At 67.7% G+C, this 23,550-nt stretch carries 21 protein-coding genes; 14 read left to right on the top strand and 7 right to left on the bottom strand.

Annotation, left to right across the window (positions count from 1 at the left end; genetic code table 11):
- Window positions 1-390 precede the first annotated feature (390 nt).
- Window positions 391-2,109, top strand: a complete 1,719-nt coding sequence (locus BLR03_RS24880) for a ComEC/Rec2 family competence protein (RefSeq protein WP_254788302.1) — start codon at window positions 391-393, stop codon at window positions 2,107-2,109.
- Entirely contained in the window at window positions 2,048-2,941 is an 894-nt protein-coding gene (holA, locus tag BLR03_RS08575; RefSeq protein WP_254788299.1) for a DNA polymerase III subunit delta, read from the top strand. Before BLR03_RS24880 ends, holA begins: the two co-directional genes overlap by 62 nt.
- A gap of 199 nt (window positions 2,942-3,140) precedes the next feature.
- Here the strand turns inward: holA and rpsT are convergent, their stop codons facing one another.
- Window positions 3,141-3,401 carry a 30S ribosomal protein S20 gene (gene rpsT, locus BLR03_RS08570; RefSeq protein WP_091251700.1) on the bottom strand — a complete coding sequence of 87 codons (261 nt, stop codon included), beginning with the start codon at window positions 3,399-3,401 and terminating at the stop codon, window positions 3,141-3,143.
- A 203-nt stretch (window positions 3,402-3,604) separates the two neighbouring features.
- Window positions 3,605-4,219, bottom strand: coding sequence for a type II toxin-antitoxin system PemK/MazF family toxin (locus BLR03_RS08565; RefSeq protein ID WP_091251698.1), 615 nt, complete (start codon window positions 4,217-4,219; stop codon window positions 3,605-3,607).
- 180 nt (window positions 4,220-4,399) lie between these two features.
- On the opposite strand from BLR03_RS08565, the gene lepA reads away from it, so the two are divergent.
- Window positions 4,400-6,253, top strand: a complete 1,854-nt coding sequence (lepA, locus tag BLR03_RS08560; protein ID WP_175460461.1) for a translation elongation factor 4 — start codon at window positions 4,400-4,402, stop codon at window positions 6,251-6,253.
- Between the two features lie 45 nt (window positions 6,254-6,298).
- A complete protein-coding gene (hemW, locus tag BLR03_RS08555; protein WP_091251866.1) occupies window positions 6,299-7,537 on the top strand; it encodes a radical SAM family heme chaperone HemW in 1,239 nt (412 codons plus the stop codon).
- Window positions 7,538-7,672: 135 nt separating this feature from the next.
- Here the strand turns inward: hemW and BLR03_RS08550 are convergent, their stop codons facing one another.
- Both BLR03_RS08550 and BLR03_RS08545 read right to left on the bottom strand, forming a co-directional pair.
- Window positions 7,673-8,092: a DUF4870 domain-containing protein gene (locus BLR03_RS08550; RefSeq protein ID WP_091251696.1), complete on the bottom strand. Its 420-nt coding sequence runs from the start codon at window positions 8,090-8,092 to the stop codon at window positions 7,673-7,675.
- Between the two features lie 135 nt (window positions 8,093-8,227).
- Complete coding sequence (locus tag BLR03_RS08545; RefSeq protein ID WP_091251694.1) at window positions 8,228-9,076, bottom strand: DUF3097 domain-containing protein; 849 nt, start codon at window positions 9,074-9,076, stop codon at window positions 8,228-8,230.
- Window positions 9,077-9,405: 329 nt separating this feature from the next.
- Between BLR03_RS08545 and hrcA the strand changes: the two genes are divergently transcribed.
- The 3 genes from hrcA (at window position 9,406) to BLR03_RS08530 (ending at window position 12,401) form a co-directional block, all read left to right on the top strand.
- Window positions 9,406-10,419 (top strand): heat-inducible transcriptional repressor HrcA, encoded by a 1,014-nt coding sequence (gene hrcA, locus BLR03_RS08540; RefSeq protein WP_091251692.1) that lies wholly within the window; start codon window positions 9,406-9,408, stop codon window positions 10,417-10,419.
- Window positions 10,420-10,497: 78 nt separating this feature from the next.
- A complete protein-coding gene (gene dnaJ / locus BLR03_RS08535; RefSeq protein ID WP_091251691.1) occupies window positions 10,498-11,625 on the top strand; it encodes a molecular chaperone DnaJ in 1,128 nt (375 codons plus the stop codon).
- A 2-nt stretch (window positions 11,626-11,627) separates the two neighbouring features.
- Window positions 11,628-12,401, top strand: coding sequence for a 16S rRNA (uracil(1498)-N(3))-methyltransferase (locus tag BLR03_RS08530; RefSeq protein WP_091251689.1), 774 nt, complete (start codon window positions 11,628-11,630; stop codon window positions 12,399-12,401).
- 26 nt (window positions 12,402-12,427) lie between these two features.
- On the opposite strand, the gene BLR03_RS08525 is transcribed toward BLR03_RS08530, so the two are convergent.
- Window positions 12,428-13,321 carry a GerMN domain-containing protein gene (locus BLR03_RS08525; protein ID WP_254788297.1) on the bottom strand — a complete coding sequence of 298 codons (894 nt, stop codon included), beginning with the start codon at window positions 13,319-13,321 and terminating at the stop codon, window positions 12,428-12,430.
- Window positions 13,322-13,815: 494 nt separating this feature from the next.
- Between BLR03_RS08525 and BLR03_RS08520 the strand changes: the two genes are divergently transcribed.
- The 7 genes from BLR03_RS08520 (at window position 13,816) to BLR03_RS08490 (ending at window position 20,561) form a co-directional block, all read left to right on the top strand.
- Window positions 13,816-14,331, top strand: coding sequence for a flavin reductase family protein (locus BLR03_RS08520; protein ID WP_091251687.1), 516 nt, complete (start codon window positions 13,816-13,818; stop codon window positions 14,329-14,331).
- Window positions 14,332-14,607: 276 nt separating this feature from the next.
- A complete protein-coding gene (locus BLR03_RS08515) occupies window positions 14,608-14,811 on the top strand; it encodes a hypothetical protein (protein ID WP_139184491.1) in 204 nt (67 codons plus the stop codon).
- Between the two features lie 198 nt (window positions 14,812-15,009).
- Window positions 15,010-16,098, top strand: coding sequence for a PhoH family protein (locus tag BLR03_RS08510; protein WP_091251683.1), 1,089 nt, complete (start codon window positions 15,010-15,012; stop codon window positions 16,096-16,098).
- Window positions 16,095-16,568: an rRNA maturation RNase YbeY gene (gene ybeY, locus BLR03_RS08505; protein ID WP_091251681.1), complete on the top strand. Its 474-nt coding sequence runs from the start codon at window positions 16,095-16,097 to the stop codon at window positions 16,566-16,568. The genes BLR03_RS08510 and ybeY overlap by 4 nt, the downstream gene beginning before the upstream one ends.
- Entirely contained in the window at window positions 16,565-17,896 is a 1,332-nt protein-coding gene (locus tag BLR03_RS08500) for a hemolysin family protein (RefSeq protein WP_091251680.1), read from the top strand. The genes ybeY and BLR03_RS08500 overlap by 4 nt, the downstream gene beginning before the upstream one ends.
- Complete coding sequence (gene era, locus BLR03_RS08495) at window positions 17,880-18,839, top strand: GTPase Era (RefSeq protein WP_091251678.1); 960 nt, start codon at window positions 17,880-17,882, stop codon at window positions 18,837-18,839. The genes BLR03_RS08500 and era overlap by 17 nt, the downstream gene beginning before the upstream one ends.
- Window positions 18,840-18,998: 159 nt before the next feature.
- Window positions 18,999-20,561 (top strand): LCP family protein, encoded by a 1,563-nt coding sequence (locus BLR03_RS08490; RefSeq protein WP_091251676.1) that lies wholly within the window; start codon window positions 18,999-19,001, stop codon window positions 20,559-20,561.
- Between the two features lie 73 nt (window positions 20,562-20,634).
- Here the strand turns inward: BLR03_RS08490 and BLR03_RS08485 are convergent, their stop codons facing one another.
- Both BLR03_RS08485 and BLR03_RS08480 read right to left on the bottom strand, forming a co-directional pair.
- Window positions 20,635-21,402: an SDR family NAD(P)-dependent oxidoreductase gene (locus tag BLR03_RS08485; protein WP_091251675.1), complete on the bottom strand. Its 768-nt coding sequence runs from the start codon at window positions 21,400-21,402 to the stop codon at window positions 20,635-20,637.
- Window positions 21,403-21,451: 49 nt separating this feature from the next.
- On the bottom strand, window positions 21,452-23,404 hold the full coding sequence (locus BLR03_RS08480; RefSeq protein ID WP_091251673.1) for a M13 family metallopeptidase: 1,953 nt from the start codon (window positions 23,402-23,404) through the stop codon (window positions 21,452-21,454).
- Between the last annotated feature and the right edge of the window lie 146 nt (window positions 23,405-23,550).

Below are 23,550 nucleotides of genomic sequence, written 5' to 3'. Positions count from 1 at the left end.
GCCGTCCGCTCGCCGGCACACGGGGAAGCCGGTGGCCCGGAGGCCGGCGCCGGGGTTCGAGGGCCCCGGACATCGCTGTTACGGAATCACGGGATGCAGCCGGATGCCGGTCGCCGCCGCCCGGCGGGACGGCGCCCAAGGGAACGGCAACGGCGGGCGGATCTGCGCCTGGTGCCGCCGGCCCTTCTGGTGTGGGGGACCGCCGTCGCCGGCAACTGGTTGAATCCGGCGGAGCTGGCACTTCTCTGCGGCGGCATGGCGGCGGCTGCCGCAATGCTGCTGGTCGTGACGGGTCGCTCCCACGTTGGTCACTCCCACGTTGGGCGGCGCACTGTGGGGCGTGCCCGGCCGGGCCGTGGAACCTTGCGGTATGACCCTCGTCATGGGGCGGTGGCCCCGCGTAGCTTCCGCGCCACCTTGGCCGTGGCCTTGTTGCTGTCCGTCGCGGCGGGCGCGCACGCCGCCGTCGAGTCATCCCGGCGGCATGACGGCGCGATTGCTGAGGCCGTGGCTGCCCGGGCAGCCGTGGTCGCGGAAGTGGAGGTTGCGGGCGCGCCACGGCGGCTCAGGACCCCCGGAGCGAGCGGCCTGGCGGACCGCTGGGCGGTCCCCGTGACGCTAAAGGCCGTGACCTTCGACGGCCGAAGGATCGCCGGTGACGCCCGGTTCGTCGTCATGGGAGGAGCGGCGTGGAAACATCCAGTTCCGGGCCAGCAGCTGCGCACCACCGGAAGACTCCGCGCCGCTGCGCCGGGGGAGCCCGACGCGGGAATCCTTTCAGCCTCGTCCGCGCCCACGGTGCTGCGCGGCCCCGGGGTCTGGCAGCAAGCTCCCGGCGGGCTGCGCCGAAGTTTCACCGCAGCCGCAGCCCGGTTCGGCGGCGACGCCGGCGGGCTGCTGCCCGGGATGGTCACTGGCGACACGAGTGCCCTGAACGCGGAACTGGAAGACGCCATGAAGACAGTCGGGATGACGCACCTGACCGCCGTCAGCGGCGCGAACTGCAGCCTGATCCTGGGGACGCTGCTGCTCATGGCCCGCACGCTGCGTCTGCCACGCGTGGCCGCCGCCGCCGCCAGCCTCGCCGGGCTTGGGCTGTTCGTCCTTATGGTGGGGCCGGACCCCAGCGTGCTGCGGGCCGCACTCATGGGTGGCATCGGTCTCGCATCCATGGCTTCTGGCCGGGCAGGGCGTGGACTGAGCCTGCTATGCGTTGCCGTCATAGGCCTGCTGCTGGTAGAGCCGGTCCTTGCGACAAGCTTCGGCTTTGTGCTCTCGGTCCTGGCCACGCTGGGAATTGTGATTACGGGACGCCGCATCATGGACTGGATTCCGGCGCCGGTGCCGCGCTGGGCCGCGGGTGGCGTGGCCGTCCCGCTGTCCGCCCAACTCTTCTGCGGTCCGGTGATCGTCTTGCTGCAGCCGCAGTTCGGCGCCTACGCGTTGCCCGCCAACGTGGCTGCCGCGGCGCTCGTGGCGCCCGTAACGCTGCTCGGGACCGCAGCCGCAGCCCTTCTTCCCGTAGTCCCTGCCGCCGCCGAGCTTTTGATGACCCCGGCTGCCGCCTTTGCCCGCGCAGTGGCGGGGACCGCGCGCTTCTTCGCGGCCCTCCCGGGCGCCGTCCTGCCGTGGCCGGAGGGAGGCTTTGGTGCGGCCACCATGGGCATCTTTTCCGCGACTGTGCTCGGCATGGTGTGGCTGGCCCTGCATCCGGCCGCGGTGGTTCGGTCGTCGCTGGCGGCACACGCGTGGACCGTCGCCGTCCTGGAGGGCTGGCCGCCGGCGATGCGGGCCCGGGGTCCGTCCGACGGTCCGGGAAGACCGTCCGGCAGGTTGCCCGGCAGAGCGCGGGGTACGGCTTGGAGCACCGGTCCGGGCATGGGACGCTTAGAGTCTGCAAACCAACTTCCGGGAGGAATCACGAGTGGCTGCTGCCCAGACCCCACGGCCCAGGACCTCGGCGACGAAGAGCACCACCTGGCGCGATGTGACACCTGCGGCTGTCGTCCTGGTGGGCGGGCCGGAGGACTACTTGGGCGCGCGGGCCATGGACCGTATCCGCGGGCAGGTCCGCGAGGCGGCACCCGACGTCGAAGTCACCCGGCTTAATGCCGCGAGCTACTCGGCCGGGTCGCTGGCCATGAACGTCAGCCCGTCACTCTTCGGCGAGCAGAAGCTTATCGAGATCGAAGGACTCGAGGCGATGAACGATGCTTTCCTCGCCGATGCCCTGAAGTATGTGGCACAGCCGGAACCGGATGCCGTCCTGGTGCTCCGTCATGGCGGGGGAGTCCGCGGCAAGAAGCTGCTGGATACGATCAAGGCTGGCTGCTGGCCGGTCGTTGACTGCCAGCCGCTCAAGAAAGACGCCGAGAAGATCGCGTTTGTCACGACCGAGTTCAAGGCGGCCTCCCGGCGCATCGAACCCGACGCCGTGCACGCCCTGGTCAACGCGGTTGGCGCGCAGCTCGCGGAACTCGCGGCCGCCTGCAGCCAGCTGATCGCTGACGCCACGACGGCCGTGGATGCCGCCATGGTGGACAAGTACTACGGCGGCCGGGTCGAAGCAACGGCCTTCAAGGTCGCCGATGCCGCGATGGCCGGGAACGGCCCTCTCGCCCTCTCCACGCTCCGCCACGCCCTCGACACCGGCGCGGACCCGGTACCGATCGTGGCGGCCCTCGCATCCAAACTGCGCTCCCTGGCAAAGGTGGCCGGCGCGCAGGGGTCGTCCTCGCAGATTGCCAAACAATTGGGGATGCAGCCGTGGCTCGTTGAACAGGCACAGCGGGAGGTTCGGCGCTGGACGCCCGAGGGGCTGGTCCGCTCCATCCAGGTCACCGCCGAGGCTGACGCGCAGGTCAAAGGCCTGTCCCGCGATCCCGTCTACGCCGTGGAACACGCCGTCACCGTGATTGCGACGTCGGTCCGGAGGTCCTGACGCCAGGGTGCGCGCCGCCGGCTCGCCAACCGGCGGACCGGGCATGTCCGACCAAACGCGGGTCAGATTAGCCAGCGGCACGACGGTGTGAATCGAAGCGGTACTTGGCGCGCATTTAACAACGCCACGGCTTAACTGGATGTGGCCGGCACCCACGGGGTGCCGGCCACAATCATCAGTTCAGGTGAACTGGAAAACCTTAGAGTGCGTTGACCTTCTTGGAGATCGCGGACTTGCGGTTTGCAGCGTTGTTCTTGTGAAGAACGCCCTTGCTGACAGCCTTGTCCAGCTTACGGCTGGCAGTTACCAGAGCAGCAGACGCGGCATCCTTGTCGGTGGACTCAACGGCGGTGTTGACGGCGCGGATGGCAGTCTTCAGCTCGGACTTGACTGCGTTGTTGCGCAGGCGAGCCTTTTCGTTGGTCAGGATGCGCTTCTTCTGGGACTTGATATTAGCCACGTGTGAACTCTCTTTTTCAATGCGGAAAATGGTCTAGAGGGCTTTCAGATTGGCCATTGACTGAGCGGCGTGGGGATACCTATGGCGACCAACCATCTGTGGCCGTCGACCTGCACGGACACACAGCTGTAAATAATAGCAGAGATGCTGCTGCAGGCACGAGTGCGGCGGCGATCCGGCGTTGCGTCCCGGCGCAAGGCGGGTCAGCTCCAGCCGTAGCGCTTCTGCAGGGCCGACGCGATGAGGTTGAAGCGGCCCGCGTCCAGGACCGCTCCTTCGCGCCGGATGTCCTTCGCATTGAGCTGCAGAACCCGGTCGAGCTTCGCTTCGCTCGGCCGCCATTGGCGGTCCCAGGGTCCCGTGCCGATGTCCACGTAGTCGTCCGCGCGCCGGGCGTCGCCGTCGTGGTCCTTGCTCGTCAGCATCAGGCCCAACAGGTAACGGCCAGCGGTGCCGACCAGCAGCACCGGACGGTCCTTTCCCTGGGAGTAGTCCTCTTCATAGGGCACCCAGGTCCACACGATTTCGCCGGGCTCGGGCAGGCCGTTCGGCGCGGGGGCATAGCGGACGGCCGCGCGTCCCCGGAAATCGCCGGGGTAGGTTCCGGTTAGTCCGGCGGCAGGGGCGCCGCCCGTGCGGGTCGAAACGCCCGGCCGGGCCTGCGCCGGCCGCCGCTTCGCTGTCGGTTTCCCTGCCGGTTTGCGTGTCGGCTTTGCCGCGGGTCCGCGGGCGGTGCCCGGCGCGGAGCCGCCAAGTTTGTCTAGGAAGCGCAGTGCGTCGCGGACCGCGTTGCCGATCGAGCGTAAGTTCCAAGCCATGGGGAAACCATACCGGGAGGCTCCGGGGAGAGTCCGCAACGGAATGCAGGGATGCACTGCCACGGGCCCGGACGTGGGAGACTATAGGAACGACAAATGCGCCACGTCGCAGGATGGGGAACCAGCATCCGCGCCGACCCGTGGACAAGCCACCAGAAATGCCAACAGTAAGGACCCTGCGTGTCTCCCATGGCCCGCACCGCCCCGGTGCCCGCCGCAACAGATCCGGCCATCATCCGGAACTTCTGCATCATTGCGCACATTGACCACGGCAAGTCCACACTGGCCGACCGGATGCTCCAGTACACCGGCGTTGTCCAGTCCCGTGACATGAAGGCCCAGTACCTGGACCGCATGGACATTGAGCGCGAACGCGGCATCACCATCAAGTCCCAGGCAGTCCGCATGCCCTGGGAGCTCGACGGCATCAGCTACGCGCTGAACATGATCGACACTCCCGGCCACGTTGACTTCACCTATGAGGTCTCGCGCTCACTTGCGGCCTGCGAAGGCGCGGTGCTGCTCGTGGACGCGGCCCAGGGCATCGAGGCGCAGACCCTCGCCAACCTCTACCTGGCGATGGAAAACAACCTCACGATCATTCCGGTCCTGAACAAGATCGACCTCCCGGCAGCCCAGCCCGAGAAGTACGCGGCCGAACTCGCCAACCTGATCGGCGGCGACCCCGACGACGTCCTGCGCGTCTCCGGCAAGACCGGCGCCGGCGTGGAAGTCCTGCTGGACAAAATCATCCGCGACCTTCCCGCCCCGGTCGGCGATCCGAACGCCCCGGCACGGGCCATGATCTTCGACTCGGTCTATGACACCTACCGCGGCGTCGTCACCTACGTCCGCGTGGTCGACGGCATGCTGCACCCGCGCGAACGCATCCAGATGATGTCCACCCGCGCCACCCACGAACTCCTGGAAATCGGCGTCAGCTCCCCGGAGCCCACACCGTCCAAGGGCCTCGGCGTCGGCGAAGTGGGCTACCTCATCACCGGCGTGAAGGACGTCCGCCAGTCCAAGGTGGGCGACACCGTCACCAACCTCGCCAAGCCGGCCAGCGAATCCCTGCCCGGCTACGCCGATGCCAAACCGATGGTCTTCTCCGGCCTGTATCCGCTGGACGGCACGGACTATCCGGTGCTCCGCGACGCGCTGGAGAAGCTGATGCTCAACGACGCCGCGCTCGTGTATGAGCCGGAGACGTCCGCTGCGCTGGGCTTTGGATTCCGCGTCGGCTTCCTGGGCCTGCTGCACCTGGAAATCACCCGCGAGCGACTCGAGCGCGAGTACAACCTGGACCTGATCTCCACCGCCCCCAACGTGGAGTACGAGGTGACGCTGGAGGACAAGAAGGTCGTCCACGTCACCAATCCCAGCGAGTACCCCACCGGCAAGGTCGCCGAGGTCCGCGAGCCCATGGTGGCCGCCACCATCCTGGCACCCAACGAGTTCGTCGGCGCCATCATGGAGCTGTGCCAGAGCAGGCGCGGCGTCATGGGCGGCATGGACTACCTCTCCGAGGACCGGGTGGAAATCCGTTACCGCCTGCCGCTGGCCGAAATCGTCTTCGATTTCTTCGACATCCTCAAGTCCAAGACCCGCGGCTATGGCTCGCTGGACTGGAAGGCCGACGGCGACCAGGTCGCAGACCTCGTCAAGGTCGACATCATGCTCCAGGGCGAACAGGTGGACGCGTTCTCCGCGATCACGCACCGTGACAAGGCCTACGCCTACGGCGTGATGATGACCGGGAAGCTGCGCGAACTCATCCCGCGGCAGCAGTTCGAGGTGCCCATCCAGGCCGCGATCGGTTCGAGGATCATCGCCCGGGAGAGCATCCGCGCCATCCGCAAGGACGTGCTCGCCAAGTGCTACGGCGGTGACATCACCCGAAAGCGCAAACTGCTGGAGAAGCAGAAGGAAGGCAAGAAGCGCATGAAGATGGTGGGCCGCGTCGAGGTTCCGCAGGAAGCCTTCATCGCCGCCCTCACCACGGACGAGTCCAAGGACAAGGCCAAGAAGTAGCGGTGCTTGCCATGACTGTTGTTGCTGTGCCGGCAGGCCGGGCCTGTGCCTAGCGTCCTTCCCCTCGGCGACCCGGCGCCGTCGGACGGGCTCCTGCCCGCCCAGGCGGCCGAGGGCGCTGCTCGCCGCGCCTTCGGGCTATACGTGCACATCCCGTTCTGCGCGGTGCGCTGCGGGTACTGCGACTTCAACACCTACACCGCGACCGAGCTCGGCGGCGGGGCCTCCCAAGACGCCTATGCCGCCACCGCGATCGCCGAGGTGGAATTCGCCGCCCGCGTCCTGAACAATTCCGGCGTGCCCCAACGCCCGCTCAGCACCGTCTTCTTCGGCGGCGGCACGCCCACGCTCCTGCCGGCGGAGGACCTGGCGCGCATTCTCACGGCTGCGATCGGGGCCTGGGGCCTGCAGCCCGGCGCCGAAGTGACCACGGAAGCCAATCCGGATTCCGTCACCCCGGAATCCCTGCAGCTGCTGGCCGACGCCGGGTTCACCCGCGTCTCCTTCGGCATGCAGTCGGCCGTGCCGCACGTCCTGAAGGTCCTGGACCGCACCCACACGCCCAGCCGGGTGCCCGAGGTGGTGCAGTGGGCAAGGCAGGCGGGCCTCGCGGTCAGCCTTGACCTGATCTACGGCACGCCGGGGGAATCCTTGGATGACTGGCGCTACTCGCTCGAGACCGCCCTGTCCTACGGCCCCGACCACATCAGCGCCTACGCCCTGATTGTCGAAGACGGCACCAAGCTTGCGGCGCAGATCCGCCGCGGCGAGGTGCCGGAAATCGACGACGACGACCACGCCGCCAAATACGAACTCGCCGACGAACTGATTTCCGCGGCCGGGCTCGCCTGGTACGAGGTCAGCAACTGGTCCCGCACCCCCGAACAGGCCTGCCGGCACAACCTAGCCTACTGGCGGGGGGACGACTGGTGGGGCATCGGCCCAGGGGCGCACTCGCACGTCGGGGGCGTCCGCTGGTGGAACGTCAAACACCCCACCGCCTACGCCAACCGTCTCGGCACCGGCGCGTCGCCGGCCGCCGGACGGGAAACGCTGGACACCGAGACCCGCAACGTGGAGCGGGTCATGCTCGAGGCCCGCCTGAACTCCGGGCTGGACATCCCGAGCCTCGGCGGCTTGGGGGACACTGGCAGGCACGCGGTCGCCGGGCTGATCGCCGACGGCCTGGTGGACCCAGCGGCCGCCTTCAAGGGGCGCCTGGTCCTCACGCTCAAGGGCCGGCTCCTGGCCGACGCCGTGGTCCGCAGGATCCTGCCGGACTAAGGCGCTGCCCCTCTGCCCCGGGGGCCCCGCCGCAGCCGGGCGGTGGATATAGGCCGTGGATACACAAAGAGCCGGCCGCTGCCCCTTGGGGCAGCGGCCGGCTCTGCTGATTTGGGCCGTGTGTTTGGGGCCGGGCTATTTGATCCAGCGCAGGTTGAACTCGTAGCGGTGCGGCTGGCCGCGGTTGACATGGATACCCGCCGCCACCGAAAAACAGGTCACGGCGATCCAGATCACCGTGGCGAGGACGGCAAAGAGGTTGCCCACCACGGGAATGAAGACCAGCAGATTGGCGAGCACGGCCGCGATGGTCGGCGGCAGGGTGAAGTTGAGGGCTTCCTTGGACTCCTGGGCCGTGAACGGGCCACGGTCCTTGAAGATCAAGTAGATCAGCAGCGACGGCACGCAGCCCAGGATGCCGCCGAAGTGCGCCAGCGTGGCCCACTGCCGGTCCTCGCCGGCCGTCAGCGGCAGCGCATTTGCCGGAACGCCATGGTACGGGGGCTGGCCATGGCCGGCCTGGTTGCCCGTGTGTTCGCGTGCGTTATCTGCCACGGTGAAGCCCTTCGGATTGCGGTGATGCGTTGCTGCCTGGGTTGTGCCTGGAATAGCCGGGACCGCGCTGGGAGCGCGGCCGCCGTTTCAAGAATACTTGCTTGGGCGCGTAAATGGAGATCACGGAGCGGCTGGCTACGGCACAGTAAGGAAGTCAATGACCTCTTCGACGCGGCCCAGCAGGGACGCCTCCAGATCGGCGTAGCTGCGGACGGCGCCAAGGAGCTTCTGCCAGCCGAGGCCGATGTCCTCCTTGGTGGAGTGGGGCCACCCGAACGCCGTCAGGATGCCGGTTTTCCAGTCCACGCCGCGGGGGATCACGGGCCACCGCTCAATCCCCAGGACCGCGGGCCGGATGGCCTGCCACACGTCTACGTAGGGGTGGCCCACAATCAGGACGTTGCCGGCGGCACCCGGCGAAGCCATGACGGCGTCGGCGATCCGCGACTCCTTGGAATCGGGCACCAGGTGGTCAACCAGCACGCCCAGCCGGCGTCCCGGACCCGGGCGGAACTCGGCCACCGCGGCCGCGAGGTCGTCAATGCCGTGCAGCGGCTCGACGACGATTCCCTCCACCCGGAGGTCATCGCCCCAGACCTTCTCCACGAGTTCGGCGTCGTGCTTGCCTTCCACCCAGATCCGGCTGGCCTTGGCTACCTGTGCGCGCTGTCCCGCCACCCGGACCGAGCCCGAAGCCGTGCGGCCGGGCCCGGCGGCCGGTGCCGCCTTCGGCGCTGGAGGCATCAGCCGGATCGGCTGCCCCTCCAAAAGGAAGCCAAAGCCGAGGCGGAAGGACCGGGACTTGCCCCGCCGGTCCTCCAGCGACACCACGTGCATGCCGCCGGACTTTTCCACCCGGGTTACGGCGCCCACCCAGCCGGACTGGACCTCCTCGAGGACCATCCCGCGTTCCACCGGGACTTCCGGCAACTGCGTCTTGGCGGGGGCGGACAGGTCCTGGGGCCCCCAGTTCTGGTACGACATCTCTACACGCTTACTTTGCACTCGGAATGTACGGCGGTCGGTGGAACTCTCCGGGGCCCGAAGGGGCCCGAACCGGACCACAGGGGGCGGCAACGGTAGCGGCTGCCGCGGTTCCCGCGCCGTCGTGACGGAACCTCGTGATCCCGCAGGCAACGCCCGGAGCGAATCCAATGCTAACAACGCGGCGACTCATATTAGACTGGTTAGCACTTAGGCATGTCGAGTGCTAACCCCTGTCCGGTCACGGACCGCCCCCGCACCACGCGGGGACGCGAACCAAACGGTCCTGGGGCGGCACCGGCTGCGGGACCGTCGATTGGAGGTGGAGCGTGAGCGAACCACGCAAACTCGAAGTGCTGCGCGCCATCGTGGAGGACTACGTCCATTCCCGCGAGCCAGTCGGGTCCAAGGCGCTGGTTGAACGGCACCATCTTGGTGTTTCCAGTGCCACGATCCGCAATGACATGGCCGCACTGGAAGACGAAGGCCTCATCACGGCACCGCACACGAGCGCCGGCCGGATTCCCACGGACAAGGGCTACCGGCTCTTCGTCGACCAGATCTCGGCCGTCAAGCCGTTGTCTCCGGCCGAGCGCCGGGCCATTCAGGCGCTGCTGGAAGGATCAGAGGACCTCGACGACATCCTCGACCGCACCGTGCGGCTCCTGTCCCAGCTCACTAACCAGGTCGCCGTCGTGCAGTACCCGCTGCTCAGCCGCGCCCGGGTGCGGCACATCGAATTCGTGCTGCTGGCGCCCCGGAAGGTCCTGGCCGTCCTGATCGCGGACACCGGGAAGGTGGAGCAGCGCGTGATCGACGTCGGCCAGGAGATTGCCGACGACGCGCTGGCGGAGTTGCGCACCCGTTTCCTGGCCAGCCTCTCCGGAACCCCGCTGAGCCTGATGCCGCAACTGCTGCCCGCCGTCGTGGCGAGCGGCCCGCCGGCGCGCCGCGGCGCAGCCCAGGCCCTGGCCCGCGGCCTCGAGGCCTTGGCCACGAGCAGCCGCGAGGAGCGCATGGTGATGGCCGGCACCGCCAACCTGGCCCGCTCCAACGTGGACTTCCCGCTCAGCATCGGCCCCGTGCTGGAGGCGCTCGAGGAGCAGGTGGTCATGTTGCGCCTGCTCAGCGAAATGGCCGAAGACCCGCGCGGTGTCACGGTCAGCATCGGCCGGGAAAACCCCTACGACGGCCTCGCAGAGGCCTCGGTGGTGGCCACCGCCTACGGGCCGGATGCCACGGCCAAGGTCGGCGTCCTGGGGCCCACCCGGATGGACTATCCCACCACCATGGCCGCCGTCCGCGCGGTGGCCCGGTACCTTTCGAGGATCCTGGGGCCCTGACCGGCCCGGGACCGAACGCTACTTTTTGCCCGACAGGCAGTGCCCCACCGGCAGAACAACAAGGAAGAGATACACACTTTGAGCAGCCACTATGACGTTCTTGGAGTCTCCCGCGACGCAACGGGGGAGGAAATCAAGAAGGCCTACCGGAAACTGGCCCGGACCCTGCACCCTGACGTGAACCCGGGGGAGGACGCCTCGGACCGGTTCAAGGCGGTCACCCACGCCTATGAGGTCCTTTCCGATCCGCAGAAGCGCCGGGTCTATGACACCACCGGCAATGAGAACGGCACCGACAACGGCTTCGGCGGCGGCAGCTACTCCGGCCAGGGCTTCGCCTTCCAGGACATCTTCGACACTTTCTTCGGCGGCGGCGGCCAGGGCGGCCCCACGTCCCGGATCCGCCGCGGTCAGGACGCGCTGATCAGCGTACGGATCGACCTCCGCGACGCCGTGTTCGGCGTCAACAAGAAGCTCGAGGTCGACACAGCCGTCATCTGCCCCACGTGCGAGGGCTCCTGCTGCCGCGAGGGCAGCCACCCGGTGCGTTGCGACATCTGTGGCGGCAGCGGCCAGGTCCAGCGCGCCGTGCGCTCCATCCTCGGCCAGGTCATGACGTCCGCGCCCTGCGGCTCCTGCGAGGGCTTCGGCACCGTCATCAAGGACCCCTGCAACGAGTGCAGCGGCCAGGGCCGGATCCGCAGCCGCCGTTCCCTGACTGTCAAGGTCCCGGCCGGCGTTGCCACCGGCACCCGCATCCAGCTGTCCGGCCAGGGCGAGGCGGGCCCCGCCGGCGGACCGGCCGGTGACCTGTACGTCGAGATCCGGGTCAACAATGACCCCACCTTCGTACGCGACGGCGACGACCTCCACGCCAGCCTCAACATCCCCATGACTTCCGCGGCACTCGGCGCAGAACTGACCCTCGACACCTTTGACGGGCAGCAGGAAATCGATGTCCGGCCGGGCACCCAGCCGGGCGAGATCATCACCCTGCGCGGCCTCGGTGTCACGCACTTGCGCGGCAACGGCCGCGGCGACCTGAAGGTGCATCTGCAGGTCGAAACGCCGGCCAAGCTCGACGCCCATCAGGAAGACCTGCTCCGACAGCTCGCCAAAGCGCGCGGGGAACAAAACCATCCGGGGAAGCTCGCGGCCAGCCACGGCCTCTTCGCGAAACTGCGTGAACGCCTGGGTAGCATGTAGCGGTGAGTAACCCGGTCTTCTTCACCCCCCCAGGCACCCTGGACCAGCAGGTCCCCGGCTCGGCCTTCGTCCTCGAAGGCGCCGAGGCCCGCCACGCCATCACAGTCAAGCGGCTCGCGGTCGGGGAGGCCGTGGATATCGCCGACGGCGCCGGCAAGCGCCTGACCGGCACCGTCGCCGCCGTCGCTGCCGGCGAACTGACCGTCGAGTGCCTGGACCTCCTGACGGAGCCGCAACCCGCGATCCGGCTGGTTCTGGTCCAGGCCCTCGCCAAGGGCGACCGCGACGAACTCGCGGCCGAAACCGCCACCGAGTTGGGCATCGATGCCGTCATTCCCTGGCAGGCCGAGCGGTCCATCGTGCGGTGGAAGGCCGAACGGGCCGCGAAGGCGCATGCGAAGTGGCAGTCGGTGGTGACCGCGGCCGCCAAGCAGGCCCGCCGGGCCTGGATCCCGGAAGTCCGGGCCGCCGTCGACGGTGCCGGGCTGCAGGCGGCCGTGGCAGCCGCGGACCTCGCGGTCATCCTGCACGAGGACGCCGTCCGCCCCCTGCGGCAGGTACTTGAGGCCTGGCTGGACAGTGCGGCGCCCGGCGACGACGGGCCCCGTGAAGTTCTGCTGATCGTGGGCCCGGAAGGCGGCATCAGCCCGCGCGAGGTCACCCGGCTGTGCGACGCGGGGGCCGTGACTGCCCTGCTGGGCCACCATGTGCTGCGCTCCTCCACGGCAGGGCCCGCCGCCACCGTGCTGGCCAGCGACATTTTCGGACGCTGGTAGCCGTTAGCGTGACTATTTGACCGTGATTATTTGACCGTGAAGCCGCGGGTGTCGGTGAACACTTCCCTGGAGCTGTCCGCGGGGTCCACCTGGGACACGCGGACTTCATAGCGTCCCGGGCCGAGGTTCACGGACAGGGTGAACAGCCCGGACTGCGCGGAATCGGCCGAAGCCGTCGCGTTGCCATTGAGGTAGGCGGATTTGGCGTTATCGCCGTCCACCTTGAGGATTTCCCAGCGAAGCTTCCCGCCTTGAACGGTGCTCCGGCCGCTGATCTTGACGGACCCGTCAGCGACGGACGTGCCTTCCTGCGGATCAATGATCCACACGGGGGCGACCATCCCGGCACTTCGCGACGTCGGAGCGCCGAGCCGGACGTGATTGAAGGCGACATAGTCCGTATGCCCGTCGACGAGCACCACCACCTGGACCTGCTGGCCGGAATCGATCAGGCCCGCGCTGGCGGCCGCTGCCGTCGCGGTGTAGATGAGCTGCTGGATGGCGCGCTCGGCCATGGCCGCGTCCACGTTGCTGTTGAAGGCATCCGCCGAGACATCCACCGTGATCACGTTCTTGCCGGAAATCGACGTCGACAGCTTCTTCGGATTCTGCCACGGCGTGAAGAAGTCCGGGTCGAGCGGCTTCTGGGACATCATCACCCGCAGGGCGCGCGTGACCGGGTTGTCCTGATCCGGAACGTCACGGAACTCGCGGTACAGGAACGCGTTGTCGTTGCTCCGCCCGATCCAGTACACCGGGGCTTTGTTCGAGGTCTGCGCGGTCTCCAGCGGAGCGCTGGTGGTGGGGGCGCCCGACGCCGCGTCCGGAACCAGCTCCGACGGGCTGCTGGAATTGGTGATGCCGCCCTGAGGAGTCGCCACGCAGCCGGACAGAAGGAGGGCGGCGGGCAACACGAGCACCAGCGCGACGCGACGGACACGTCCCGCTGCTGACTGTTGAACCTCACGCTGCCTGATGTTGCTGTCCCTTCGTGTCCCACGCCGCGCTGGGCGGCAACGATCCGTTTTGTGGGCGGCATGGACCGCCGGTGGCTGTCCATCCTTGGCCTGCCGGGCGCCCGGCCCGGAGCCCTGGAGGACAGCCGAATTCCAGCATGGCACACGGGCCCGGGGCGAAAGTGCGGTTTGGGGGCGCCCGGCGGAACTGCAACGGGAACGATATGAGGCCGATGCGAAGTTGATACATAATGTCGGGAACCATGCCCCGGCGGGCAGCGGCTGGCACGAAAGACGGCGTCGAAGTCAGTGTCTTATGCCGGCGCTGCGACAGGTTTTTTACGTCATGCTTCGGTCCGTGACGCGTTGCGTCGCAGCGCGACTGTGCGTTTCAGCCGGGGTTGGGAAGCGGCGTCCAGGGTGGTTGATTGAGGGCACAGACTTCGAAAGGACCCGCCATGACGGAACATTCTGACCTCAGCCCGCGCCGGCTCCGGACCATCCTGGGACACTTCGCCACCGGCCTGACCGTGATCACCGCGGCAACGAAGGACGGTCCCGCCGGCTTTACGTGCCAGTCCTTTTCCTCGCTGTCGCTGGAACCTGCCCTGGTGTCCTTCAGTCCTGCGCGGACCTCCAGCACCTGGCCACTGCTGCGCGAGGCGGGCCGGTTCACCGTGAACATCCTCCCGGTCGAACATCAGCACCTCGCGGCGCAGTTCGCCCGTTCGGGCGCAGACAAGTTCGCCGGCGTTGACCACTCGCCGTCGCCGCTGGGGAACCCTGTCCTGGAGCGCGCGCTGGGCTGGGTGGACTGCGAACTGCACCAGGAGTACGACGGCGGGGACCACACGATTGTTGTCGCCGCGGTCCGTGCCCTGAGCGCCCGCGCCGACGCCGAGCCGCTGCTCTTCTACCGGGGCAGCTATGTTGGCGTCCAATCCCGGGCAGGCGTGCTGGAGAGCGTGGGATGACCATGCTGAGGTCGGCATCGCGCCGCGGGGGTCGCCGCGGAACCCCACTGCCGGAGACTATCGACGCGTGGGTTTTCCCTGAAGACTGGGGCTCAATAAAAGTCGGATCCAGTGTCGAAGTGGTCAGCTCGGCTTACCACTCCTACGTGGGTCGCATCGACGCCAGGACGCCCGACTCAGCAGTCGTCCGGGTCGTCAGTGCAGGGGGGTCCATGGACGCCGGATGTACGGGCATCGCGACGGCATCCGTCTGCGCGTCATCCCTGGGGGTACGGCATGAGCGCCGTGTGGATCGTCGTGGCGTGCGGTCTCGTGCTGGCGGCCGCCGGCGTGTGGGCAGTCTGGTCCCTGATGACGGAGGCACCCGCCCGGCCGGTCCAGGAGGACGCTCCGGAGCCGGACAGCGCCGACCAGTCCTTCCCGCGGACAGGGGCCCACTGGCTTGATGGTTACGTCATCTTCGGGAACACCTACAACTAACGGCGACATCCTGGTGCGCCTCAGCGCCCCGGCACGCGGGCGGCGCCGGACCCTGACCGGCGTCGGGCGCGCCGCGCTGGCGTAAGATGGAAGGACCCGGTGACCCCGGCCGCGGACGGTGCGAACCGCCGTCGGCAGGGATCACGGGGACCGACCATATTCATACTGGAGGGGACCAGAGGCCCGCGGGCCAACACCATGACTGAAGCAGCGAACGGCAAGGCCCGGTTCAGCGCCGGAGAGCGCACCGCAGGGGAATTCCCCCACTCCCTACCAGGGTTGCGGACGGAGGTGGTCTTGTTCGACGACTCAGAGCAGATGGTCCAGTCGCTGGGCAGCCATGACGAAGCCCTCCGGTTCATCGAAAATCAGTACCCTGCCGTTGACTTCCATGTCCGGGGGAACGAGCTCGCGATCAGCGGTCCGGCCGCCGACGTGCCGCGCATCATGCGCCTGCTCAACGAGGTGCGCGGGCTGGTGGCCCGCGGCACCGTCATCACCCCTGCCGTCCTGCAGCAGCTCGTCTCCATGCTCCGCAGCCAGTCACTGCAGAACCCCGTGGAAGTGCTGACCACCAACATCCTGTCCACCCGCGGCAAGACCATCCGGGCCAAGACGCTGAACCAGAAGAACTACGTGGACGCGATCGACGCCAACACGGTGATCTTCGGGATCGGGCCGGCCGGTACCGGCAAGACGTACCTGGCGATGGCCAAGGCTGTCCAGGCCCTGCAGCAGAAGGAAGTCAGCCGGATCATCCTGACCCGTCCCGCCGTCGAGGCGGGGGAGCGGCTTGGCTTCCTGCCGGGCACCCTGAGCGACAAGATCGATCCCTACCTGCGGCCCCTGTACGACGCCCTGCACGACATGATGGACCCCGAGTCCATTCCGAGGCTCATGGCCGCCGGCACCATCGAGGTGGCCCCGCTGGCCTACATGCGCGGCCGCACGCTCAACGACGCCTTCATCATCCTCGACGAGGCCCAGAACACCACGCCGGAGCAGATGAAGATGTTCCTGACCCGCTTGGGCTTCGGCTCCAAGATGGTGGTCACCGGGGACATCACCCAGGTGGACCTTCCCTTCGGCACCCGTTCGGGACTGCGGATCGTCGAGGAAATCCTGCAGGGGATCGAGGACGTCAACTTCTCCGTGCTGGATGCCTCCGACGTCGTCCGGCACCGGCTGGTGGGGGACATCGTCAACGCCTACAGCATCTGGGACGAAGTCCAGAGGAGCCGGGTCAAGCATTCCGTTGCCCGGGAATCGCGGGGAGAACACGCATGAGCATTGAGGTCAACAACGAATCCGGCGTGGCCGTCGACGAGTCGGAGCTCGTGGCGCTGTCGCGTTTCATCTTCGAACGCCTCTACATTCACCCGCAGGCGGAACTGTCCATCCTGTTGGTGGACGAACCGGCCATGGAAAAGCTGCACATCGAACTGATGGACGAGCCCGGCTCCACCGATGTCCTCTCGGTGCCGATGGACGAACTGACCCCGGGCACGCCGGACAAGCCGACCCCGCAGGGCATGCTCGGCGATATCGCCATCTGCCCCCAGGTGGCCGAGGTCCAGGCGCGGAATGCCGGCCACTCCACCCAGGACGAGATGCTGCTGCTCACCACGCACGGCATCCTGCACCTGTTGGGTTATGACCACGCCGAGCCGGAGGAAAAGGAAGAGATGTTCGGGCTGCAGCGCGAACTCCTGACCGCGTTCACCGGCAAAGAGGCCCCGTCAGAGACGATTCAGTGACCCCACTGATTCTTGCCGGCATGGCGCTGGTGTTCCTTAGCTTTGCCGCGGTGCTGACCGCTGCCGAGTCCGCCTTCAACTTCCTGCCCCGGCACGACGCCGAACAGGCGGTCCTGAACAGCCGGGGCACGTCGCTGAAGCGGATCCTGGCGCAGCCCGTGGGACACATGCGCGCCCTCCGGTTCTGGCGGATCTGGTTCGAGATGGCCTCCGCCGTCGCCGTGACCGTCCTCCTGCACAGCCTGCTGGACAATGTGTGGCTCGCCGGCCTGGCCGCCACGGGCATCATGGCGGTGATCGGTTTCGTGATCGTCGGGGTCTCTCCCCGGCAGCTTGGCCGGGTGCACTCCGTCGCCCTGGTCCGCTTCAGCGCACCGCTCGTCCGATTCCTCTACGCCGTGCTCGGCCCGATCCCGGGCTGGCTGGTCAGCCTGGGCAGCGCAGTCGCCCCCGGCGCGCCGGCGGACAACGAGGCGTTTTTCAGCGAAGAGGAATTCCGCGAGCTCGTGGACCGCGCCACCGAGTCCGATGTGATCGAGGACAACGAGGCGGAGCTGATCCAGTCGGTCTTCGACTTCGGGGACACCCTGGTCCGTTCCGTTATGGTGCCGCGAACCGACATCCTCACGATCGACTCGGGATCCAGCCTGCACCGCGCGATGTCGCTCTTCCTGCGCTCCGGGTACTCGCGGATCCCGATCATCGGCGAAAACACCGACCAGATCCTGGGCATTGTGTACCTCAAGGACGTCGCCGCCGCGCTTCACAACCTGGGCCCGGACGAGGAGCCGCCGGTGGTCGACGAACTCGCCCGCGAGGTCCGCTATGTGCCGGACTCGAAGCCGGTCAGCGACCTGCTGCGTGAACTCCAGAAGGAGTCGACGCACGTGGCGATCGTCATCGACGAATACGGCGGAACGGCAGGGCTGGTCACGCTCGAGGACCTCATCGAGGAGATCGTCGGTGAGATCGTGGACGAATACGACACCGAAAGCGCCGAGGCCGTGGCCCTGGGCGACGGAAGCTACCGGGTCAGCGCCCGCATGAGCATCGATGACCTCGGCGAGCTCTTTGACCTCGAGCTCGACGACGACGAAGTGGACACCGTGGGCGGCCTGCTCGCCAAGGCCCTCGGGCGGGTGCCGATTGTCGGCAGCACCGTCCAGGTCCATGGGCTGTCCCTCCGCGCCGACCGGCTCGAGGGCCGGCGGAACCGCGTCAGCCACATCATTGCGGCCGCCGTACCAAAAGAAGAAACTGACCTTGAAGACCTTCTCGACGAGGCCGCACCAATCCAACAGGGAGTCTCACGTGAGCAAGCAGAATAAGTCCGACGGCGAAGCAGCCCACGGCGGCTACCGGGCCGGTTTCTCGGTGCTGGTAGGGCGCCCCAATGCAGGCAAATCCACCCTCACCAACGCCCTGGTCGGCCAGAAAGTCGCGATTACCTCGGCCAAGCCGCAGACCACGCGACACACCATCCGGGGCATCGTGCACCGGGACGACGCCCAGCTGATCCTCGTGGACACCCCGGGCCTGCACCGCCCGCGCACCCTGCTGGGAAAGCGGCTGAACGAACTCGTCGCGGACACCCTCGCCGAGGTCGACGCGATCGGCTTCTGCCTTCCTGCCAACGAGAAGATCGGCCCGGGCGACAAGTTCATCGCCGCCCAGCTGGCCGCCGTCGGCAACAAGCCGATCATCGCGATCGTGACGAAGGCCGACACCGTGGACCGCCAGGCCCTCACAGAGCAGCTGCTCGCCGTCGCCGCCCTGGGCCGAGAGGTCCGCGGCGAGGACGGCTGGAACGACATCGTCCCGGTCTCCGCCACCGACGGCTTCCAGGTCGACACCGTGGCCGACGTCCTGATCAGCCACATGCCGGCCTCGCCGCCGCTGTACCCGGACGGGCACCTGACGGACGAGCCCGAAGCTGTCATGATTGCCGAACTCATCCGGGAAGCTGCCCTTGAGGGCGTCCGCGACGAACTGCCGCACTCCCTGGCCGTCGTGGTCGATGAGATCGTTCCGCGGGAAGGGCGCCCCGAAGACCGGCCATTCCTCGACGTCCGCGTCAACCTGTACGTGGAACGCCCGTCCCAGAAGGCCATCATTATTGGCAAGGGCGGCGCCCGGCTCCGCGAGGTCGGGACCACCGCGCGCAAGGCGATTGAGGCGCTGCTCGGTGCCCGCATCTACCTCGACCTGCACGTCAAGGTGGCCAAGGACTGGCAGCGCGATCCGAAGCAGCTCGTCAAACTCGGCTTCTGAGCCGTGTACCTTTAGTAAGGCCTCTAGCGGGGCCGCTAGTTGGGCTGTGACCGGGCCGCCGGTTCGCCCCGCCGCTCCCAAGAGCGGGCCCATCGGCATTTTCTCAGTTTCGGACACTAAAATGGGCAAACTCCCCGTTCGTGAAGGAAGGCTCAACAAGTGGCTCGACCCCGTGATAACCGCGCCGACGGATCCGCCCCGCCGGTTCGGTCATCCGCTGCTGCCCGCCACACCGGTGACACCGCCGCCGGGCCGGCCCGCCACCTCGGCGCTGTCCGGCGGACTCCCACCTGGCTGAAAGTCACCACGGGCGTCCTCGCGGTCGTCCTGGTCGGCGTGATCGCCTTTGGCGCCTATTGGGTGATCCGGCTCCAGGGCAACATCACCAAGGCCCCGCTGAGCGCCGGCAGCGTCAAGTCCGAGAACTCCGTGAACGACTCGACGGACCGGATGCAGATCCTGATCCTCGGCTCGGATACGCGCGACGGGAAGAACGCCCAGTACGGCTCCAGCGCTGATTCCACCGGCTACGGGCACTCGGACGTCATGATGCTCATGGACATCTCCGCGGACAACAAGCGCGTCAATGTCGTTAGCTTCCCGCGAGACCTGCTGGTCGACATTCCTCAGTGCACGGATCCGAAGACCAACAAGGTCTACCCGGCCCAGACCGGCGTCATGATCAACTCGGCGATGTCCGAGGCCGGCATCGGCTGCGCTGTGGACACCGTCAACAAGCTCACCGGACTGCAGATCGACCACTTCATGATGGCCGACTTCAACGCCGTCAAGGAACTCTCCAACGCCGTCGGCGGCGTGGAGGTGTGCGTCAGCGACGCCGTCTATGACCCCGACTCCAAGCTCCGGCTGCCCAAGGGCACGTCCACCGTGCAGGGGGAGCAGGCGCTGTCCTTTGTCCGCACGCGGCACGCCTTCGGTGACGGCGGTGACCTTGGCCGCATCAAGGCCCAGCAGGGCTTCCTGTCATCCCTCACCCGGAAGATCAAGAGCGACGGCACCCTCACCAACCCGGCACGGATGCTCGGCATCGCGGACGCGATCACCAAGAACCTCACCATCGACGACGGCCTGGCCTCGGTGCCGACGCTGCTGACCGTGGGTAACCGGCTGAAGAACATCGACGTCGGCAAGGTGGCCTTCGTGGCCACGCCGACCGTTCCGGCCGAGTCGGACCCCAACCGGCTGCAGCTGGCCGAACCCGCGGCGTCGCAGCTTTTCGCCGCCATGCGCAACGACGTTGACCTGACGGATCCGACCGCGCCGCCGAGCGCCGCCCCGGCTCCCAGTGCCACCCCGGCCCCGAGCGCCCCGGCACCGGCCTACGACAAGACGCTGCAGCCGGTCACCGTGGCCAACGGCTCAGGCGTGGCCGCCCGGACCCAGGAGATCATCCAGGCCATCAAGGGCGCGGGCTTCACCAAGGTGGGACAGCTGACGGCCCGGCCCGTCGCAACGACTGCCGTCTACTACGGTGCTGGGTACGCCGACGTGGCCGCAGACGTCGCGGCCCTCCTCGGCGTGGCGCCGGGTCAGGTGCTCCCGGCGGCTGGAGTTGTCGGAGTCCAGGTGTACCTGGGCGCCGATTTCGCCAACGGGACACCGACGGCCGCCGCGACGCCGCAACTGCCCGCGGACATCGTCAACCAGACGGCCGGCGACACCGTCTGCCAGCAGGCGAACCCGGCCCTGATCACCCGCTGATTTTCAGGGCCTGTCCGGTTTCGCTGCGATGGAACAGCCTGACGTAGAACACCGTGACTCAGACCACCGTGACTTAGAACAGCGTGACGCCGGTCAGTTCGGCGAGCCTGTCGGTGAGCCTGTCCTGGAAGCCGGGGTCGGTGACCTCCGGTGCGGCCGTCCGCTGCCGGCGGTGGTGCCAGTACTTGCCGGAGACCAGGGCGCCGGGGTCGTTGCTGACGGCGAGCCAGCTCTGCGTGTCCTGGCCCAAAGCGAGGTCGCCAGGCGCGCCGGGGCCGCCCATCCTGGTGGGCACCCAGCCGGGGTCAACTGAATTGCTGAGCACGGCGGGCCAGTGCCGTGCGACAGACGCCGAGAGCGCGGAAACGCAGAGCTTGCTCTCCGAGTAGGCGGCGCTGGCACTCCAGCGCCGCCCGGTCCAGTCGATATCCCCCAGATTGCCATTCGCCCCGAGGTGCATGCCGCTGCTGATGTAGACCAGGCGGCCGGGTCGCTCGATCAGCGCGGTGAGCACGTAGGGCGCCAGCACATTGACCGCCAAAGTGAGGGAGTGCCCCTCCGGGGTCCCGACGCGCGTGGGCGAAACGTAGACGCCGGCATTATGGATGACGGCGTCCATCCGCCCGTGGTCGTTGACCTGCCCGGCGAGGTCCCGGGTTTGGGCGGCGCTGCTGAGGTCGCCGATCACGATGCCGGCCGCCTGCGGAGCGAGTTGAGCGAGGGAAGCCGCGCGTTCCTTGGAGCGGGCGTGCAGCAGGACGTCATGGCCCGCGCCCACAAGCGTCCGGGCGCTGGCGAGTCCTAGCCCGTCGGTCGAACCGGTGATGAAAACGCGGGCCATGGGTGGTCCCTTCCGTGGTCTGGTGCCGGCGCGGGGCCGGCGACCGGCGTCACCAGATGCTGACGCGCTCCTGCGGCGGCATCCACATGCCGTCCTGCTCGGTGACGCCGAACGCTTCGTGGAAGGCATCCAGGTTCTTGGCGATCGCATTGGTGCGGAATTCGTTGGGGGAGTGCGGGTCCGTCGCCAGCCTGCGGATGGCTTCCTCCGTCCGGATGACCTGCCGCCACCCCGCGGCCCAGGACGCGAAGAACCGCTGGAACCCTGTCATCCCGTCGAGCACCGGCGGTTCCTGCCCGTCGAGGCTGATCAGGTAGGCCTTGTAGGCGATGGTGAGGCCGCCGAGGTCGCCGATGTTCTCGCCCAGGGTTAGCTTGCCGTTGACGTTGTGGCCGGGCGCGGCCGTGGGGGAGAGGGCGTCGAACTGCGCCACCAGCTTGGAGGTCAGTGCCTCGAAGGCGGTGCGGTCGTCCTGGGTCCACCAGTTCCGGAGCAGGCCGCTGCCGTCATACTGCGAGCCCTGATCATCGAAGCCGTGGCCGATTTCGTGCCCGATCACCGCGCCGATGCCGCCGTAGTTGACGGCGTCGTCCGCGTCGGCGGTGAAGAAGGGAGGCTGCAGGATGGCGGCGGGAAACACGATCTCGTTGAGCAGCGGGTGGTAGTAGGCGTTGACCGTCTGCGGGGTCATGAGCCACTTCTCGCGGTCTACAGGCTTGCCGACCTCGTCAAGGTGACGGTCGACGTCGGCGCTGTGCGCGCGCTCCACGTTCCCCAGCAGATCGGCGGGATCGACCTCGACGGCGGCGTAGTCGATCCACTTGTCCGGGTAGCCGATCTTGGCGCGGAAGGAGTCCAGCTTCTTGAGCGCCTCAAGCTTGGTTTCCTCGCCCATCCACTCCAGCCCCGTGATGGACTCCCGGTACGCCTCGATCAGGTTGGCCACGAGGCCCTGCATACGTGCCTTGTTGCCTTCCGGGAAGTGCCGGGCAACGTAGATCTGGCCTACGGCCTCGCCGAGGGCCGCCTCGACTACCGCGACGCCGCGCTTCCAGCGGTCCTTGATCCGCGGCGTCCCGCTCAAGGTGGTGCCGTAGAAGGCGAAGTTCGCGTCCACGAACGCGGAGGACAGGTACGGGGCAGCGGCGCTGACGACGCGCATGGCGAGCCATTCCTGCCACGTGGCCAGCGGTTCGCTGTCCAGCAAGGAGGCGGCGCCGGAGAAGAAGTCGGGAGTGCTCATCACGAGTTCGGTGCGCTTTTCCGGGGCGATGCAGGCCGCGTCGAACCAGTCGGCCAGGAGCGGGAAGAGCTCCGCTGCCTCGGCGGCGGACTTCAGGTTGTACGTCTTTTGCGGATTCCGCAGCGTCACGTTGTCCCAGTGGTGCGAAGCCAGCGCGGTTTCCAGCGCGACGACCCGCCCGGCCGCGCCACCGGGATCGGCAATGTCGGCCAGGGCAAGCATGGCCTGGACGTGCTCCCGGTAGGCCTGGACCATGGCCGCGAACTTCTCTTCGCGGTAGTACGACTCATCCGGCAGGCCGAGGCCGCCCTGACCGGTGTAGAGCAGGATCCGGTCCGGGTTGCCGGCGTCCGGCGCGGGGTAGATGTAGAAGAGCCCGCCCACATCGGCGCGGAACAGCCGTCCGGCCAGCGCCACGAGTTCGGGAACCGACGTCGTGGCGAACACCTCCGCCAGCCGGGCCCGGAGCGGGTCCAGGCCCTTCGCCTCGGCTGCGGCCGCGTCCATGAAGCTGTTGTAGAGGTCCCCGATCTTCCGCTCGATGCCGTTGGCCTCTGCGCCGCGGGCGGCCGCCTGTTCGATGATCTCCTTCACGGCAAGCTCCGACGCGTCCCTCAGGGCCGTAAACGTGCCTTCCAGCGGCCGGTCGTCCGGAATGACCGTGCTCGTGAGCCAGCCGCCGTTCACGTACTGGTACAGGTCATCCTGCGGACGGACGCCGGCATCGATGGTGGACAGGTCGATCCCCGAAAGTGGCACGGATGCTCCTTTGAGAGGCAGGCCGGCACCGGAGCTTGTGTCGGTGCACGGTCTGCATAGTGGACGTTGCGGTGGTCTGGCTCCTTCATCTTACGCACCCGTGTTACTGTGAAAAGGTGCGCGCAGAACTGCTTCTTCTTAGCTGC

It is taken from the genome of Arthrobacter sp. ok909 (assembly GCF_900104405.1).
Taxonomy (GTDB): Bacteria; Actinomycetota; Actinomycetes; order Actinomycetales; family Micrococcaceae; genus Arthrobacter; species Arthrobacter humicola.
The sequence above is the reverse complement of the archived record's forward strand: the minus strand, read 5'-3'. Positions and strand labels throughout refer to the sequence as shown.

Bases quoted from the DNA above. Each gene is read 5' to 3' on its own strand.
- holA (WP_254788299.1), top strand. From the start codon at position 2,048: ATGGACCGTATCCGCGGGCAGGTCCGCGAGGCGGCACCCGACGTCGAA.
- BLR03_RS08565 (WP_091251698.1), bottom strand. From the start codon at position 4,219: ATGGCTTGGAACTTACGCTCGATCGGCAACGCGGTCCGCGACGCACTG.
- BLR03_RS08545 (WP_091251694.1), bottom strand. From the start codon at position 9,076: ATGTCGTACCAGAACTGGGGGCCCCAGGACCTGTCCGCCCCCGCCAAG.
- BLR03_RS08520 (WP_091251687.1), top strand. From the start codon at position 13,816: ATGACGGAACATTCTGACCTCAGCCCGCGCCGGCTCCGGACCATCCTG.
- BLR03_RS08515 (WP_139184491.1), top strand. From the start codon at position 14,608: ATGAGCGCCGTGTGGATCGTCGTGGCGTGCGGTCTCGTGCTGGCGGCC.
- BLR03_RS08510 (WP_091251683.1), top strand. From the start codon at position 15,010: ATGACTGAAGCAGCGAACGGCAAGGCCCGGTTCAGCGCCGGAGAGCGC.
- ybeY (WP_091251681.1), top strand. From the start codon at position 16,095: ATGAGCATTGAGGTCAACAACGAATCCGGCGTGGCCGTCGACGAGTCG.
- BLR03_RS08485 (WP_091251675.1), bottom strand. From the start codon at position 21,402: ATGGCCCGCGTTTTCATCACCGGTTCGACCGACGGGCTAGGACTCGCC.